14 protein-coding genes are annotated in these 16,655 nt (G+C 69.3%); 8 read left to right on the forward strand and 6 right to left on the reverse strand.

All coding sequences use genetic code 11. The features are described from left to right. Positions 1 to 8: 8 nt before the first annotated feature. From BN2503_RS14870 to mnmG, 3 genes are read right to left on the reverse strand one after another with little or no spacing between them, the layout of a single operon-like run. Positions 9 to 623 carry a LysE family translocator gene (locus BN2503_RS14870; protein ID WP_054257428.1) on the reverse strand — a complete coding sequence of 205 codons (615 nt, stop codon included), beginning with the start codon at positions 621 to 623 and terminating at the stop codon, positions 9 to 11. 43 nt (positions 624 to 666) lie between these two features. Next, on the reverse strand, positions 667 to 1,329 hold the full coding sequence (gene rsmG, locus BN2503_RS14875) for a 16S rRNA (guanine(527)-N(7))-methyltransferase RsmG (protein WP_054257429.1): 663 nt from the start codon (positions 1,327 to 1,329) through the stop codon (positions 667 to 669). Then, a complete protein-coding gene (mnmG, locus tag BN2503_RS14880) occupies positions 1,326 to 3,278 on the reverse strand; it encodes a tRNA uridine-5-carboxymethylaminomethyl(34) synthesis enzyme MnmG (protein WP_054257430.1) in 1,953 nt (650 codons plus the stop codon). Before mnmG ends, rsmG begins: the two co-directional genes overlap by 4 nt. Before the next feature lie 138 nt (positions 3,279 to 3,416). Here mnmG and BN2503_RS21315 point away from each other — a divergent pair, with 138 nt between their 5' ends. From BN2503_RS21315 to BN2503_RS14905, 5 genes are all read left to right on the forward strand, one after another. Then, positions 3,417 to 5,492, forward strand: coding sequence for a methyl-accepting chemotaxis protein (locus BN2503_RS21315; RefSeq protein WP_054257431.1), 2,076 nt, complete (start codon positions 3,417 to 3,419; stop codon positions 5,490 to 5,492). A gap of 90 nt (positions 5,493 to 5,582) precedes the next feature. Further along, entirely contained in the window at positions 5,583 to 6,161 is a 579-nt protein-coding gene (locus BN2503_RS14890) for an NADPH-dependent FMN reductase (protein ID WP_054257432.1), read from the forward strand. Next, positions 6,162 to 6,464 (forward strand): YkgJ family cysteine cluster protein, encoded by a 303-nt coding sequence (locus tag BN2503_RS14895; RefSeq protein WP_054257433.1) that lies wholly within the window; start codon positions 6,162 to 6,164, stop codon positions 6,462 to 6,464. A gap of 43 nt (positions 6,465 to 6,507) precedes the next feature. Continuing rightward, positions 6,508 to 7,116: a glutathione transferase GstA gene (gene gstA / locus BN2503_RS14900; protein WP_054257434.1), complete on the forward strand. Its 609-nt coding sequence runs from the start codon at positions 6,508 to 6,510 to the stop codon at positions 7,114 to 7,116. Between the two features lie 138 nt (positions 7,117 to 7,254). Then, positions 7,255 to 8,361 carry an alkene reductase gene (locus BN2503_RS14905; protein ID WP_054257435.1) on the forward strand — a complete coding sequence of 369 codons (1,107 nt, stop codon included), beginning with the start codon at positions 7,255 to 7,257 and terminating at the stop codon, positions 8,359 to 8,361. 49 nt (positions 8,362 to 8,410) lie between these two features. Here the strand turns inward: BN2503_RS14905 and BN2503_RS14910 are convergent, their stop codons facing one another. Together BN2503_RS14910 and BN2503_RS14915 are read right to left on the reverse strand one after the other, a co-directional pair. Then, on the reverse strand, positions 8,411 to 9,796 hold the full coding sequence (locus BN2503_RS14910) for a sensor histidine kinase (protein WP_054257436.1): 1,386 nt from the start codon (positions 9,794 to 9,796) through the stop codon (positions 8,411 to 8,413). Next, positions 9,793 to 10,494 (reverse strand): response regulator transcription factor, encoded by a 702-nt coding sequence (locus tag BN2503_RS14915; RefSeq protein WP_054257437.1) that lies wholly within the window; start codon positions 10,492 to 10,494, stop codon positions 9,793 to 9,795. Before BN2503_RS14915 ends, BN2503_RS14910 begins: the two co-directional genes overlap by 4 nt. A gap of 74 nt (positions 10,495 to 10,568) precedes the next feature. On the opposite strand from BN2503_RS14915, the gene BN2503_RS14920 reads away from it, so the two are divergent. The 3 genes from BN2503_RS14920 (at position 10,569) to BN2503_RS14930 (ending at position 16,157) form a co-directional block, all read left to right on the forward strand. Continuing rightward, the gene (locus BN2503_RS14920; protein WP_054257438.1) at positions 10,569 to 11,813 is read left to right on the forward strand and encodes a TolC family protein; all 1,245 of its coding nucleotides are present in this window, start codon (positions 10,569 to 10,571) and stop codon (positions 11,811 to 11,813) included. Between the two features lie 61 nt (positions 11,814 to 11,874). Continuing rightward, the gene (locus BN2503_RS14925) at positions 11,875 to 13,086 is read left to right on the forward strand and encodes an efflux RND transporter periplasmic adaptor subunit (protein WP_054257439.1); all 1,212 of its coding nucleotides are present in this window, start codon (positions 11,875 to 11,877) and stop codon (positions 13,084 to 13,086) included. After that, entirely contained in the window at positions 13,083 to 16,157 is a 3,075-nt protein-coding gene (locus BN2503_RS14930) for an efflux RND transporter permease subunit (protein ID WP_054257440.1), read from the forward strand. The genes BN2503_RS14925 and BN2503_RS14930 overlap by 4 nt, the downstream gene beginning before the upstream one ends. Positions 16,158 to 16,229: 72 nt before the next feature. Here the strand turns inward: BN2503_RS14930 and BN2503_RS14935 are convergent. Next, positions 16,230 to 16,655 (reverse strand): methyl-accepting chemotaxis protein (locus BN2503_RS14935; protein WP_233495093.1); only part of this gene is annotated, 426 nt, incomplete at its 5' end.

The following is a 16,655-nucleotide window of genomic DNA, read 5'->3' on the forward strand; positions in this document are numbered from 1 at the left end:
CGATGGACTTATCTGGAAATGGCCAGCTTGACGCCGAAGCCGATGAGAAACACGCCGGCCGTTTTTTCCAGCACGCGCGCAATGGTGGGATTGGCGCGCATGCGCTCGGCCAGGTGGTGCGTGAGCAGCACCACGGTCAGGCTGTAGAAAAACGTCAGGACGGCGATGGTCACCGCCATGACGCCGAACGTCAGCAGCCCCTGGTGCCGCGCCGGATCCACAAACAGCGGGAAAAACGCCATGTAAAAGACGATGGCCTTCGGATTAAGCAGCGTGATGATGGCCCCCTGCTTGAAGTAATGGCGCGGGGCAATGCGCAGCACCGGCGCACTGCCCGGCTTGGCCGTGAGCATTTTGAAGCCGAGCCACGCCAGGTAGGCGGCACCCAGCCATTGCACGGCATGGAAAGCCGCCGGATAGGTGGCCAGCAGCGCTGCCACCCCCGCCACCGCAGCCCACATGAGCACTTGGTCGGCCGCGATCACGCCTAACCCAGCGGCCATGCCCGCGCGCACGCCCCCCTTGCCGGTGGAGGTGATGAGAGCCAGGTTGCCAGGACCGGGAATGGCCAGGAACAGGATGATCGCGGCGACGAACGCGCCGTAGTCAGCGATGCCGAACATGATGGGGAACCCTTCGAGCGCTGCAGGGCAGCAACGGGCGAGTTTACGCCACGGCCTCGCTGGCGGCAGGCCGCATCCAGACGATGCAGCGCTCAGCGTCCAGTCCCGGCACGGTGAGCGGTTCCACGTGGAACACCTGCACCGTGGCCGGCAGCGCGGCGATTTCGTCGCTTGGGTGCCGGCCCTTCATGGCCAGCCAGACAGCATGCGGCGCCAGCGCCTGACGCGACCACGCGGTGAAGTCGGCCAGCGCCGCAAAGGCGCGGCAGCTCACCACGTCGAACGGGCCGGCCAGTGTTTCCACACGCGCGTGGATGCCGTGCAGGTTGGGCAGCTTGAGCGCCGCGGCGGCCTGCTGAATGAACGCGGCCTTCTTGGCCACGGTGTCTACGCAGCTGACATCAACCTCAGGACAGCAGATAGCGAACACCACGCCGGGCAAGCCACCGCCAGAACCCACGTCGAGCAGACGGGCGCCCTGCCCCACTGGCAGCCCAGCGAGGTGGCGACGCAACGGCGCCACGGCCGCCAGGCTGTCGAGCAGGTGGTGGGTCAGCATTTCCTGCGGGTCGCGTACCGCCGTCAGGTTGTATACCTTGTTCCATTTCTGCAGCAAGGCCAGGAAGTCCAGCAACTGGGCAATCTGCCCCTCGTTCAGCGCCAGCCCGAGGGCCTGGGCGCCTTGGCGCAGCGCGGCCTCCATCATGCGGCCTCCACGGCGAAGCCCTTGAAGCCGCCCTTCTTCAAATGCACCAGCAGCAGCGAGATGGCCGCCGGAGTGACGCCCGAGATGCGGGACGCCTGCCCCAGTGTCTCCGGCCGGTGCTTTTGCAGCTTCTGGCGCACCTCAATCGACAGGGCCGCCACCTGCATGTAATCCAGCTCCTCCGGCAGCCGCAACCGCTCGAAGTGGGCCGCGCGCTGCACCTCGTCTTTCTGCCGGTCGATGTAGCCCGCATACTTGGCGGCGATCTCCACCTGCTCAATTACCGACGCGCCCAGGTCGCCCAGCGTTTCACGTGAAACATCGCTGCTCGCGTACTTACCACCGTCCAGCGACATGAGCGCCTCGTAGCCGACGCCCGGGCGGCGCAGCAGGTCGAACAGGTTGTACTCATGCTCGATGGCCTTGCCCAGCACGCGCTCGGACTCCTGTGCCGCGAGGATGCGCGGATTCACCCAGGTGGACTTCAATCGTTCAGTTTCACGCGCAACCGCATCGCGCTTGCGGCTGAACGCATCCCAGCGCGCATCGTCGATCAGGCCCATGCGGCGGCCCTGTTCGGTCAAGCGCATGTCAGCGTTGTCTTCGCGCAGCTGCAGGCGGAACTCGGCGCGGCTGGTGAACATGCGGTAGGGTTCCGTCACGCCCTTGGTCACCAGGTCGTCCACCAGCACGCCCAGGTACGCCTCGTCGCGACCAGGCAGCCAGGGGGCCTCGCCGCGGCATTGCAGCGCCGCGTTCAAGCCAGCAAACAACCCCTGCGCGGCGGCCTCTTCGTAGCCGGTGGTGCCGTTGATTTGTCCCGCAAAGAACAGGCCCTGGATCTGCCGCGTCTCGAAACTGCTCTTGAGCGAGCGCGGGTCGAAGTAGTCGTACTCGATGGCGTAGCCAGGGCGCAAGATGTGGGCGTTCTCCAGCCCCTTCATGCTGCGCACCAGGTCGTACTGGATGTCAAACGGCAGGCTGGTGCTGATGCCGTTGGGGTAGAACTCGTGCGTGGTCAGCCCTTCGGGCTCCAGGAAGATCTGGTGGCTGTCCTTGTCGGCAAAGCGGTTGATCTTGTCTTCCACACTGGGGCAATAGCGCGGGCCCACACCCTCGATCTTGCCGGTGAACATGGGGCTGCGATCAAAGCCGCTGCGGATGATTTCGTGCGTGCGCTCGTTGGTGTGCGTGATCCAACACGGCACCTGGCGTGGGTGCATCGCCGCCGAGCCCATGAAGCTAAACACAGGCAACACACCTTCATTCACACCACCGGGCATGCCGTCGCCGGGCTGCTCCTCGCACTTGGAGAAGTCGATGCTGCGCCCGTCAATGCGCGGCGGCGTGCCGGTCTTGAGGCGCCCTTGCGGCAGCTTCAATTCCTTGAGCCGGCTGGACAGGCTCACGGCCGGCGGGTCGCCCGCGCGCCCGGCCGCGTAGTTGTTCAGGCCGACATGGATCTTGCCGTCGAGGAAGGTGCCCGCCGTCAGCACCACGGTGCGGCTGCGGAAGGTGATGCCGACCTGCGTCACCGCCCCCACCACCCGATCGCTTTCGACCACGAGGTCATCCACCGCCTGCTGGAACAGCCACAGGTTGTTCTGGTTCTCCAGCATGCGGCGGATCGCGGCCTTGTACAGCACGCGGTCGGCCTGCGCGCGCGTGGCGCGTACCGCAGATCCCTTGCTGCTATTGAGTGTGCGGAACTGGATGCCGCCCTCGTCCGTGGCCAGCGCCATGGCACCGCCCAGCGCATCCACCTCCTTGACCAAGTGACCCTTGCCAATGCCGCCAATGCTGGGGTTGCAGCTCATTTGCCCCAGCGTCTCGATGTTGTGGGTCAGCAGCAGCGTTTTGCAACCCATGCGCGCAGCCGCCAACGCCGCCTCCGTGCCGGCATGGCCGCCACCGACAACGATGACATCGAATTCCTGGGGATACAGCATGGGACAAGGCTCCGGTGGCGCAGGGAAACTCGTAATTTTCCCACCTTTGGCCGTCCAGTGTTTCACGTGAAACCCCGCCCGGATTTTTTTGCACCTCGCGTCATACCCGCGCCAGGTTGCACCCTGAAAGCCCCCACAATGAACCAAGCATTCGCCCCACTGCTGGCGGGGTTCTTGCTTCACAAAAAAAGCCACGCCTACAAGGAGAAAAAGTTCATGTCGTTCTTTCGCCAACTCTCGCTGCGCACCCAGATGCTGACGGTGGTGGCATGCATCATCCTGGCGGGTTTTGCGCTGACTCTGTCCATCCTCACCTGGCAGGCAGGCCAGATGCAGCGTGACGCCGCCCTGCAATACGCCGGCGAATTGGCCGCCCACAATGGCCGTGCCGCGGCAGTCCCGCTGCAGCAGGGGCTGGAGGCCGCACGCACGCTGGCCGCCGCCATGGTGGCGCTCAAAGCATCGGGCCACGCCGACCGCCAGACCGCCAACGCCATCCTGCGCTCCGTGCTGGAAAAGAACCCCCGCTTCGTCGGCGTGTGGACGGGCTGGGAGCCGAACGCCTTCGACGGCCGTGACGCCGACTTCGCCAGCGCCATCGGCCACGATGCCACAGGCCGCTACGTGCCTTACTGGAACCGTGGCGGGACCAATGGCAGCGCCACCGTGGAGCCCTTGGCCGACTACGACAAGCCCGGCCCGGGCGACTACTACCAGCTACCCAAGTCCACGGGTGGCAATGTGCTGGTGGAGCCCTACCCCTACCAGATCGGAGGCAAGAGCGTGCTCATCACGACCTTGTCGGTCCCGATCCAGATCGACGGTCGCTTTATGGGCGTCGCGGGCGTAGACATCCCCTTGGACGGTATCCAGGAGATGGTGCAGTCCATCCGCATCTACCAAAGCGGCTACGCCAGCCTGCTCTCCAACCAAGCCCTCTACGTGGCTGCCAAGAACCCTTCCCAGATTGGCAAACCCATGGTGGCCGCAGACGGCTTTGCAGAAGAGCAGCTCCAGTCCATGCGCGAAGCCATCCGCAGTGGCCGCCGCCTGGAAACGGTCTTCCACGACACCCAGGCCAACGCCGACGCCACGCGCATTCTGGTGCCGCTGCAGCTCGACGGCATCACCACACCCTGGTCGTTCGCCGCCACCGTGCCCACCGATGAAATCCTCGCACAGGTGCACCGCCTGCAATGGACTTCCGCAGCCCTGGGCCTGCTCAGCATCGCGCTCGTCTCCATCGTCCTGGCCTTTGCCATGGACCGGCTGGTGCTGCGGCCCATTGGCGGCGAGCCCAGCGAAGCGGCGGCTCTGGCCGAGCGCGTGGCCCAGGGCGACCTGAGCCGCACCATCGCCCTGCGAGAAAACGATCGCAGCAGCCTCATGTTCCAGCTCAAGACCATGCAGGACAGTCTGGCCTCCGTCGTCGCCCACGTGCGTGAAGGGGCGGAGGCCGTGGCCACCGCCAGCGCGCAAATCTCGCAGGGCAACCACGACCTCTCCGGCCGCACCGAATCGCAGGCCAGCGCCCTCGAAGAAACCGCCGCCTCGATGGAGCAGCTCGGCTCCACGGTGCGCCAGAACGCCGACCACGCCCACAATGCCAGCACCCTGGCGCGCCAAGCCTCCGACGTTGCCGCACAAGGCGGCGAGGCCGTGGCCCGCGTCATCCACACCATGCAGGGCATCAACGACAGCAGCCGCAAGATCGCAGACATCATCGGCGTGATCGATGGCATCGCCTTCCAGACCAACATCCTGGCGCTGAACGCCGCCGTCGAAGCGGCGCGCGCCGGCGAGCAGGGCCGGGGCTTCGCCGTGGTGGCCAGCGAGGTGCGCAGCCTGGCCGGTCGCAGCGCCGAGGCGGCACGCGAGATCAAGACCCTCATCAGCGACAGCGTGGGTCGCGTGGAAACCGGCAGCAACCAAGTCCACGAGGCCGGAGAAACCATGCAGCGCGTGGTCGATTCCATCCAGCGTGTGAGCACGATCGTGGCGGAGATCAGTGCCGCCAGCCGCGAGCAAAGCGCTGGCGTGGCGCAGGTGGGAGAAGCCGTCACCCAGATGGACCAGGCCACGCAGCAGAACGCCGCGCTGGTCGAGGAAATGTCCGCCGCCGCCCAGAGCCTGCGCCAGCAGGCCGATGCCCTGGTAGGCACCGTGGCGGTGTTCCAACTGGAGCGCCGACAAACCGCCATCGGACGCGGATAAAGCACGCGGCAGGGAGTACGCCGCGCCGGTGTTTGTTTCACGTGAAACCACGCACATATCCTGCATGCAGGGCGTGGTTCAATCGGCGCCATGAAACTCCTCGCCTTCGCGGGCAGCACCCGCCACGAATCATTCAACCGCCGCCTGGCCGCCGCAGCCGCCCGCATGGGCCGCGAGGCCGGGGCCGACGTCACGCTGCTGGAGCTGTCGGACTTCGACATCCCGCTGTACAACGCCGACCTGGAAGCCCGGGGCACGCCAGCCGACGTGCTCCGCCTCAAGGAGGTGATGGACGCACACCCGGCATGGATCATCTGCTCGCCCGAATACAACGGCAGCTACACCGCCCTGCTGAAAAACACCATCGACTGGGCCTCCAGCCCGGTCAGCGGCCACCCGGTGTGGGGCCAGGGCGACCGCCCGCTGGCCGGCAAAGTGGTCGGCATGCTCAGCGCGTCCAACGGCCGACTGGGTGGCCTGCGCGCACAAAGCCATCTCGCCCCGCTGCTGCTCAACACGCAGTGCTGGCTGGCCCCTCAAGCCTACGCCCTCAGCGCAGCGGCCGAAGCCTTCGATGCACAGGGCGCTCTGCGCCATGCGCACGACCAGGCGGCCGTGCGTGCCGTGGTCACGCAGGTGCTTTGGGCCGCGCAGCGCCTGCAGGGCTAGATGGAATGCCGCCCCGGCTGCGGCGCCTGCTGCACCGCGCCGTCGATTTCCTCGCCCATTCCCGGCATGCCCCAGGGCAAGCCCGCGGGCGTGCCCTGCGTGCAGCTCGGCGCTGGCGCACGCTGCCGCATCTTCGGCCACCCAGAGCGCCCTGCCGTCTGCGCCTCGCTGCAGCCGAGCCAGGCCATGTGCGGTGCCAATCGCACCCAGGCCATGCAGTGGCTCACCTGGATGGAGCAGGCCACCGCCCCAAGCGCCCCAGGAGAAAGCCCCGCGGCAGACAAGCCACCACGCATGGCATAGCATGGCACCCATCCATCCAACCCACTGCAAGGAAGGACCTCGCATGAAGCTGTACTACTCCCCTGGCGCCTGCTCGCTGTCCCCCCACATCGTTCTGCACGAAGCCGGCCTGGCCTACACCCCGGTGCTGGCCAGCACCAAGAGCCACAAGCTGCAGGACGGCACGGACTTCTACACCATCAACCCGCTGGGTTACGTGCCCGTGCTCGAACTGGACGACGGCACCCGCCTGCGCGAAGGCCCTGCCATCGTGCAGTACCTGGCCGACCAGGCACCGCACAAGAACCTGGCCCCGGCCAATGGCACGCTGGCACGCTACCGGCTACAGGAATGGCTCACCTTCATCGGCACCGAGCTGCACAAGAGCTTCGGCCCGCTGTTCACCCCCGGCACCCCCGAGGACTACAAGCCCCAGGTGCGCGAACGCCTGCTGGGCCGCCTGCAATGGGTAGACAGCGAACTGGCGCACAAGCCCTACCTGATGGGCGAGCAGTTCACCGTGGCCGACGCGTACCTCTTCACCGTCAGCAACTGGTGCGGCCATGTCGGCGTGGACATTTCCGGCCTCAAGCACCTCGCGGCCTACCGCGAGCGCATTGCAGCCCGCCCGGCCGTCCAGGCCGCAATGAAGGCCGAAGGCCTGCTCAAGTAAGACGCCACGCCTCCCCCACCCCGCAGGGGGGAGGCATGCCATGCGTCTCCTGGTTGACGCAAGCCAGCGCGCGTGGCGCGCCAAGCCGATACGCTCCCAGGCACCGTTTCCACTACCGCCTCCACGGAGGCCGATTCCATGAATACCCTTTTCGACCCGATTCAAGCCGGCGATCTGCACCTGTCCAACCGCATCGCCATGGCTCCCCTGACGCGCAACCGCTCGCCGCGCACCGTGCCCGGAGAACTCACCACCACCTACTACGCCCAGCGCGCCAGCGCCGGGCTCATCGTTTCCGAGGGCACGCCCATCAGCCAGCAAGGCCAGGGCTACGCCGACGTGCCTGGCCTGTACCTGCCCGAGCAACTCGAAGGCTGGAAGCGTGTGACCCAGGCCGTGCACGCGCGCGGCGGCAAGATCGTGGCGCAGCTGTGGCACGTGGGACGCGTCTCGCACACCAGCCTGCAGCCTGGCGGCGCGGCGCCTGTGGCGCCTTCGGCCGTGACCGCACAGTCCAAAACCTACCTGATCGACGCCGCCACCGGCCAGGGCGGCTTCTTCCCGACCTCGGCACCGCGTGCACTGGACGCCGAGGAGCTGCCCGGCATCGTCCAGGCCTACGCCAACGCCGCGCGCAACGCCGTGCAGGCCGGCTTCGACGGCGTGGAAATCCACGGCGCCAACGGCTACCTGCTCGACCAGTTCCTCAAGGATGGCGCCAACCAGCGCACCGACGCCTGGGGCGGCAGCGTGGAAAACCGTGCACGCCTGCTGGTGCAGGTGGTGCAGGCCGTGGCCGACGCCATCGGCGCAGGCAAGACGGGCCTGCGCCTGTCGCCCGTCACCCCGGCCAACGACATCAGCGACAGCCAGCCGCAGCCGCTGTTCGAGCACGTGGCGCGCCAGCTTGCACCGCTGGGCTTGGCGTTCATCCACGTCATCGAAGGCGCCACCGGCGGGCCGCGTGAGGTCGAAGGCCGCCCGTTCGACTACGCCGCCTTCAAGGCCGCCTACCGCGATGCGGGCGGGCGCGCCGCCTGGATCGTCAACAACGGCTACACCCGCGACATGGCGCTGCAGGCCGTGGCCAGCGGCCACGCCGACATGGTCGCCTTCGGCCGCGATTTCATCTCCAACCCCGACCTGGTGGAACGCCTGCGCCAAGGCGCCCCGCTCAACGCCTGGCAGCGCGAGACCTTCTACGGCGGCGGCGCCGAGGGGTATACCGACTACCCCACGCTTTGAGTGTTTTTGGGCTCCAGCGCTTGCCTGACAAGCGCTGGAAGCTATCAAATCAAGAGCGCTCTGCGGAAAACGCCAGCTGCACGCACAGCCCGTGCCCGTGCGGCGCGGGCAGCACCGTCAGCTGCGCGCCCAGCAGCTCGGCGTAGCGCGCCACGATGCCCAGGCCCAGCCCCGCGCCCTCGCCCAGGCGCTCGCCCTCCCGGCCCTGCACCCAGCGCTGGAGCAGCTCCTGGCGCTGCGGCGCGGCAATCCCTGGGCCGTTGTCGGTCACCGACAGCCGCACCTCGTTGGCGACACGCGCCAGCGCCACCGTCACGCGCGGCGTCTCGCCGTCGGGCGGCTGACCGTAGCGCAGCGCGTTGTCAAGCAGGTTGCTCAACACGCCCTCGATCAGCAGCGGCAGCCCCTGCACCACCACCGGCTGCTCCAGCCCCTGCGCCCCCAAGTCCACCCCGGCGGCATCGGCGCGCGGCAGAAAACGCAGCACCGTCTCCTGCACCAGCACATCCAGCGCCACCGCCTGCAGCGGCATGGCGCTGCGCGCCTCGTCAGCCAGGGCCAGCGCCAGCAGCTGGTCCACCAGGTGGCTGGCGCGCGCCTCGCTGTGCACGATGCCCGCAAGCTGCTCGCGCCACAGCGCCGGGTCGTGCTGCGCCAGGCCGTAGCTGGCCTGCGCGCGGATGCCCGCCAGCGGGGTGCGCAGCTCGTGCGCCACGTTGCCCGCAAACTCGTGCAGCGCACGCACGCCCTCCCCCACGCGCCCCAGCAGCGCGTTCACCGCCTGGCCCAGGCGCTCCAGGTCGCGCGTGCTGGCCTGCACCGGCAGGGGCGCGAGGTCGCGCGCGTCGCGCTGCGCCAGCGCCTGCTGAAACGCCGCCAACGGCTGCAAATCGCGCGCAATGGCGCGGTGCAGCCACCAGGCCAGCGCCCCCAGCAGCAGCAGCTGCGGCAGCAGCGAATACAGCAGCGCGCTGCGCAGCATGGCGTTGCGGCTGTGCACGGTCTGCGCGGTAATGACCTCGAACGCCGCCTGCGCGGGCCGCAGGCGCACCACGCGCAGCGCCTGGCCGCGGAAATGGATGTCGGAAAAACGGTACGGCTCGCCGTCCTGCAAGGTCTCGGCGGCCAGGTGGGCGTTGCCCGCCAGCAGCGAACCGTCGCTGCGCAGCACGGCGAAGTACACCGTCTCCACCTGGTCGAACAGCAGCGCCTTGACCTCGCGCGGGCTCAGCGCCAACTCCAGCCCCTGGCCGCCCTGGCGCACGTTGGCGGCAATGGCGTAGGCGTCGTCGAGCAGCGAGCGGTCGAAGGCGCGCTGCGTGAACAGGTTCGCCACGCCCACCGACGCCACGGTCCCGGCCAGCCACACCAGCGCCAGCGGCACCAGCACGTGGCGCGCCAGCCGCGCGCGCAGCGAGGGCAGCGCGCCGCTCATGGCCCGGCCTGCGGTTGCGCCTCGGCCATGTAGCCCAGACCGCGCAGCGTGCGAATGCCCGCGCCGCTGCCCGCCAGCTTCTTGCGCAGGCGCGAAATGAAGGCCTCCAGCGCGTTGTCCCCCAGCGCCTCGGCAAAGTCCGACAGCTTGTCCGACAGCGCGCGCTTGCTCACCACGCGGCCGGGCGGCGTCATCAGCTCCCACAGCACCTCGAACTCGCGCGCCGGCAGCTCCAGCGCCGCGCCATGCAGCGTGAAGCGGCGCGCGCGCCGGTCCAGCGCCAGCGCGCCCAGCATGGTCACGTCCTGCGCCCCCTGGCTGCGCCGCGCCAGCGCGCGCAGGCGCGCCTCCACCTCGGCCAGCTCGAACGGCTTGCCCAGGTAGTCGTCGGCGCCGGCATCCAGGCCATCAATGCGCTCCTGCGTGCGGCCACGCGCCGTCAGCACCAGCACGGGCGTACGGTCGCCGCGCGCGCGCGCGGCACGCAGCAGCGTCAGGCCGCTGGCCGGAGCGCTGCCCTGGCCCGCATCCTGGGGCAGGTTCAGGTCCAGCAGCACGGCGTCGTAGGGCTGCACGCTCCAGAAGTGGCGCGCCTCGGCCACGCTGGCGGCCACGTCAACGCGGTGGCCGGCGTCGGCCAGGCTGCGCCGCACCACGGCGCGCAGCACGGCATCGTCTTCAACGAGCAGGATTCGCATGGCAACGTATTCCAGGAGGTCAGGCGCTGGTCAGGCACAGGGCGCGATAAACGCGACCCATGAGAATACGACAGTTGTTTCTGATCAGCGCCCTGGCCGCCGCCCTGCCCGGCGCAGGCTATGCGGCGCAGCCGCTCACCCTGGCCCAGGCCCTGGCCGCCGCCCAGGCCAACAGCGATGTGGCGCTGGCGCGCCACGCCCTGAGCGCCGCACGCGCCGACGTGCTCGCCGCCGACCACGCGCCCGCCCCGGTGCTCAGCGCCAAGGCCGCGTCCATCGACCTGCAAAACGGCGTGGGCGGCGGCAACGTGCTCACGCGCAAGCGCATCGACAAATCCATCGGCATCGACTGGACCTGGGAGCGCGGCAACAAGCGCGGCCTGCGCACCCAGGCGGCCCAGGCCGCCGCCCAGGCCGCGCAGGACGATGTGGAAGACACCCAGGTGCAGCAGCTGCAGGCCACGCTGGCCGCCTATTACGAGCTGCTGGCGGCGCAGGAGCGCCTGCGCGAGACGCGCGCCATCGAAGACGGCCTGCTGGCCCTGGAGCGCAGCGCCGCGCAGCGCGTGCGCGCGGGCGACCTATCGGCGCAGGACGGTGCGCGCACGCGCATCGAGGCCGAGCGCGCGCGCGGCGACACGCAGGCCGCCGAACTGGCGCGCACCCAGGCCGCACTGGCGCTGGCGCAGCGCATCGCGCGCGGGCCCGACATCGAGGCCACCCCCGCGGACTGGCCCGCGCGCACCACCCCGCCCGCCCCCGCCACCGACCTGGAAGCCCTGGCCGACCAGCGCCCCGACGTGCGCGCCGCCCAGGCGCGCGTGCAGGCGGCCCAGGCCGCACTGGAGGGCGCGCTGGCCCTGCGCAAGGCCGACGTCACGGTGGGCGCCTCGTACGACCACTTTCCCGGCACCTCGACCCGGCTGCTGGAGCTGCGCGCGCAGTTCCCGCTGCAGTGGGGCTATCGCTTCGAGGGCGAGGTGCAGCGTGCCCAGGCGCAGCTTGACCAGGCCCAGGAGGCCCTGGCGCAGACGCGCCGCGCCGCGCTGCTGGACCTGCAGGCGCTGCAGGCCGCCCTGGCCAGCGCCGCCCAGCGCGCCGCCGGGTACGAGGACGGCATCGTGCCGCGCGCACGCCAGGTGGCGCAAAGCGCCGAGCTGGCCTACGCCAAAGGCGCCATCGGCCTGACCGACCTGCTTGACGCCCGCCGCACGCTGCGCGCCACCCTGCTCGAAGCCATCGGCGCCCGGGCCGACTACGCCAAGGCCCAGGGCCTGTGGCAGCTGCGCACCCAGCCCAACCCGTCCACCCAGCCCTGACCCATTCATAGCCAAAACAGCCTCCAGCGCTTTACCGACAAGCGCAAGCAGCTATAAAAACATGAGCAAATCAACCTTCTCCCTCCCCCGCAGCGGCAGCGCCCTGGCGCTGTGCGCCGCGCTCGCCCTGCCCGGCTGCCAGCAAGCCAGCGCCCCCCCGGCCGAACCGGAGCCCACGCCCCCGGTGCTGCAGGCCGGGCAGCTGCACTACGCCAGCAACCACCCGCAACTGGCCCTGCTGGCGGTGACGGAAGCCCGCCCGGCCAGCGTGCTGCGCGTCGAGCTGCCAGCGCGCCTGGTGTGGAACGAGGAGCGCACGCAGCGCATCGTCCCGGCCTTCGCCGGGCGCGTGGCCGCCATCCGCGCCGACCTGGGCCAGCGCGTGCAGGCGGGCACCACGCTGGCACTGCTGGCATCGCCCGATTTCGGCCAGGCCCAGGCCGACGCCGCCAAGGCCCAGGCCGACCAGCACCTGGCGCAGCAGGCGCTGGCGCGCCAGCGCGAGCTGTTCACCGCCGGCATCGTGGCGCGCAAGGAGCTGGAGCAGGCCGAGGCCGACGCCGCACGCGCGCACGCCGAATCGGCCCGCGCGCTGGCGCGCACGCAGCTGTATGGCGGCGGCACCGGCGTGAGCCAGCAGCTGGCGCTGCGCAGCGGCATCGACGGCGTGGTGGTGGAGCGCAACCTCAACCCCGGCCAGGAGCTGCGGCCCGACCAGGGCGGCCCGGCGCTGTTCGTGGTGACCGACCCACGCTCTCTGTGGGTGCAGATTGACGCGCGCGAGGGCGACCTGGACTCGCTGCGCCCCGGCGACCGCTTCACCCTGCAGGTGGGCGCCTACCCCGGCGAGACCTTCAGCGGCCGCGTCACCGCCAGCGCCGACGCCATCGACCCCGCCACGCGCACCATCAAGGTGCGCGGTGTGGTGGACAACGCCGACCGCCGCCTCAAGGCCGAGATGCTGGCCACCGCGCATGTTGCCGAGAACCGCAGCGGCGGCGTCGTCGTGCCGGCGCAGGCCGTGGTGCTGGCCGGGCGCACGCACCAGGTTTACGTGCAGCGCGCACCCGGCGTGTTCGAGCCGCGCAGCGTCACCCTGGCGCACGAGGGGCCGGGCGAGGCCATCGTCGCCAGCGGCCTGGCGGCGGGCGAGAAGATCGTGGCGGGCAACGTGCTGCTGCTGGCGCAGCAGTGGCAGGCCCTGGCGCAAGACGCCGCGCCCGGCACCCCACCCGCGCGCGCAAAAGACACCCACAAGGACACGCAGCCATGAAGCGCCTGATCCAGTACGCGCTGTACCAGCCGTTGTTCATCATCCTCGGCACGCTGGTATTCGCGGCGGCCGGCTTCGCGGCGTTCAAGCACCTGTCGGTGGAGGCTTTTCCCGACGTGACCGACACCCAGGTCACCGTGATCGCGCTGTACCCCGGGCGTGCGCCCGAAGAAGTGGAAAAGCAGGTCACGCTGCCCATTGAGCTAGCGCTGTCGGGCCTGCCGCATGCCATCCGCGTGTTCTCGCACACGCAGTTCGGCCTGTCGTTCAGCGTGGTCACCTACGACGACGACGCCAACGTGAACGTGGTGCGCCAGCAGGTGGCCGAGCGCCTCGCGGCGGTGGACCTGCCGCCCGGCGTGCAGGCCAACATTGCCCCCAACGCCACACCCGTGGGCGAAATTCTGCGCTACCGCCTCAAGGGCGACGGCCTCTCCACCACCGAGCTGCGCACCCTGCAGGACTGGACCGTGGAGCGCGCCCTGCGCCAGGTGCCCGGCGTGGCCGACGTGGTGGGCATGGGCGGCGCCATCAAGCAGTACGAGGTGCAGCCCGACCTGGACAAGCTGCGCGCCTACAAAGTGAGCTTCCAAAACCTGCTGGACGCACTCGGGCGCGGCAACGCCAACGCGGGCGGCAGCTACGTGGCCCAGGGCGCGCAGCAGTACACCATCCGCGGCATCGGGCTGCTGCGCTCGGCCGACGACATTGGCAGCGTGGTGGTGGCCGCGCGCGGCAACACCCCCATCCTGGTGCGCGACGTGGCAACGGTGAAGACCGGCGCCGTGCCACGCCTGGGCATCGTCGGCCAGGACGGCGACGATGACGCGGTCACCGGCATCGTCGTCATGCGCAAGGGCGAAAACGCCAGCGAGGTCCTCAAGGGCGTGAAGGCCAAGGTGGCCGCGCTGAACGAACGCGGCCTGCCGGCGGGCGTGCGCATCGTGCCGTTCTACGACCGTACCTGGCTCATGGAAAAAACCCTGGGCACGGTGTTTCGCAACCTGGTCGAAGGCGCGCTGCTGGTGTCGCTGGTGCTGTATATCTTTCTGTCCAACCTGCGCGCCAGCCTGGCGGTGGTGGTGGTGATACCGCTGTCGCTGCTGGCCACCTTCATGGGGCTGAAGGTGCTGGGCGTGCCCGCCAACCTGCTGAGCCTGGGCGCGATGGACTTCGGCATCATCGTGGACGGCGCGGTGATCGTGGTGGAAAACATCATGCACCGCCTGGCCGAGCGCGGCGAGGACATGGACGAACGCGACCGGCGCGACACCATCATCAGCGCCGCCAACGAAGTCGGGCGGCCCACGCTGTTCTCCATGCTCATCATCATCGCGGCGCACATTCCCATCTTCGCGCTGCAGCGCCACGAAGGTCGCATCTTCCAGCCCATGGCCCTGTCCGTCACCATGGCGCTGGTCGGCTCGCTGATCTTCTCGCTCACGCTGGTGCCGCTGCTGGCCTACTGGATGCTCAAGCGCCGCCTGCCGCACGGCGACAACCGCGTGGTGCGCGGCGCCAAGCGCCTGTACGCCCCGGTGCTCGACTGGGCGCTGGCGCACCAGCGCAAGGTGCTGGTACTGGCGCTGCTGGGCTTCGGCGCCACGGGGCTGGTGGCTTCGCGCCTGGGCTCGGAATTCCTGCCCGAGCTGAACGAGGGCACCACCTGGGTCAACTTCGGTATGGCGCCTTCGGTGTCGAGCGAGGAGGCCACGCGCATCCTGCGCATGGCACGCCAGGCGCTGCTCACGGTGCCCGAGGTGCGCACCACCGTGTCGAAAGCCGGGCAGCCGGAGGACGGCACCGACCCCAAAACCATTGCCTCGGTAGAGGTGTTCGTCGACATCAAGCCCGAAGACCAGTGGCGTCCCGGCATGACGCGCGAGAAGATCACCGCGGAAATGCAGCGCGCGCTCAGCGCCATTCCCGGTATCGACCCGGCGTTCTCGCAGCCCATCCGCGACAACGTGCTCGAATCCATCTCGCAGATCAAGGGGCAGATCGTCATCAAGCTCGCCGGCGACGACCTGGCCGAGCTCAAGCGCCTGACCGACGCCATTGCCCGCGAGGTGCGCCAGGTGCCCGGCGTGGCACGCGCCGAGATCGACCGCGACGGCCAGGTGCCGCAGCTGCTCATCGAAGTGAACCGCGAGCGCGCTGCGCGCCACGGCCTGAACGTGGGCGATGTGCAGGACGTCATCGAGGCCGCGCTGGCCGGCAAGGCCGCCACCAGCCTGTGGGAAGGCGAGCGCAAATTTGCCGTGGCGGTGCGCCTGCCCAAGGACGAGCGCAGCATCGCCAACCTGCCGCGCACGCCGATTGCCACACCCGACGGCGGCTACGTGCCGCTGTCCGAGGTGGCCGATATCCGCGAGGACATGGGCGCCATGAACATCGCACGCGAAGCCGGGCGGCGCACCCAGGCCATCGGCATCTTCATCGCCGGGCGCGACATGGGCTCGGTGGTGGCCGACATGAAGCACCGCGTGGCGGACAACGTGCAGATCCCCGAGAACTACCAGCTCAACTGGTCGGGGGAGTTTGAAAACCAGGAGCGCGCCATGAAGCGCCTGTCGGTGGTGGTGCCGATTTCGCTGCTGCTGATTTTTGTGCTGCTGTTCGACGCGTTCAAGTCATTCAAAACCGCCGCACTGATCCTGGTAAACGTGCCCCTGGCGCTCATCGGCGGCTTCGTGGCGCTGTGGCTGCTGGCCATTCCGCTGTCGGTGTCGGCGGCCATCGGCTTCATCGCGCTGTCGGGCCAGGCGGTGCTCAACGGGGTGGTGATGCTCTCGGTCTACCGCCAGCTGCAGGAGAGCGGCCTGAGCGTGCGCGACGCCGTGCGCCAAGGCTCCATGCAGCGCCTGCGCACGGTGCTCATGACGGCGCTGCTGGCCATGCTGGGCCTGCTGCCCATGGCGCTGTCGCACGAGATTGGAGCGGAAACGCAGCGCCCCCTGGCCATCGTGGTGATCGGCGGGTTGGTCACGGCCACGCTGCTCACGCTGGTGGTGCTGCCCGCGCTGTACCTGGCCTGGTTCGGGGAGCGTTCCGCCAAGCACGGCGTTTGATGCCTTTTCGGGCTCCAGCGCTTACCAGGCAAGCGCTGGCAGCTACGTTTTTGATACCGCTCGCCAGCCCCATCAACCCGCCAGGCGCGGCACGTCGGCGTGCCCGGCACTGTCGTTCAGCCGGAACTGCGCCACCAGCTGCGACAGCCGCGCCGCCTGGTCGCGCAGCGAATCGGCGGCGGCGGCAGACTGCTCGACCAGCGCGGCGTTCTGCTGCGTCATGCGGTCGATCTCGCCCACCGACTGGTTGACGTGGCCAATGCCCTCGGTCTGCTCGCTGGCGGCGGCGCTGATCTCGCCAATGATGTCGCCCACGCGCTGCACGCTGGCAACGATCTCCTTCATCAAGCCGCCCGCGTCCTCGACCTGGCGCACGCCGCCGTTCACGGCGGTCACGCTGTTGCTGATCAGGCCCTTGATCTCGCTCGCCGCCTGGGCGCTGCGCTGCGCCAGCGAGCGCACCTCGCCCGCCACCACGGCAAAGCCGGCGGCCCTGCT

The sequence above is a fragment of the Paenacidovorax caeni genome (assembly GCF_001298675.1).
In the GTDB taxonomy this organism is placed as follows: Bacteria; Pseudomonadota; Gammaproteobacteria; order Burkholderiales; family Burkholderiaceae_C; genus Paenacidovorax; species Paenacidovorax caeni.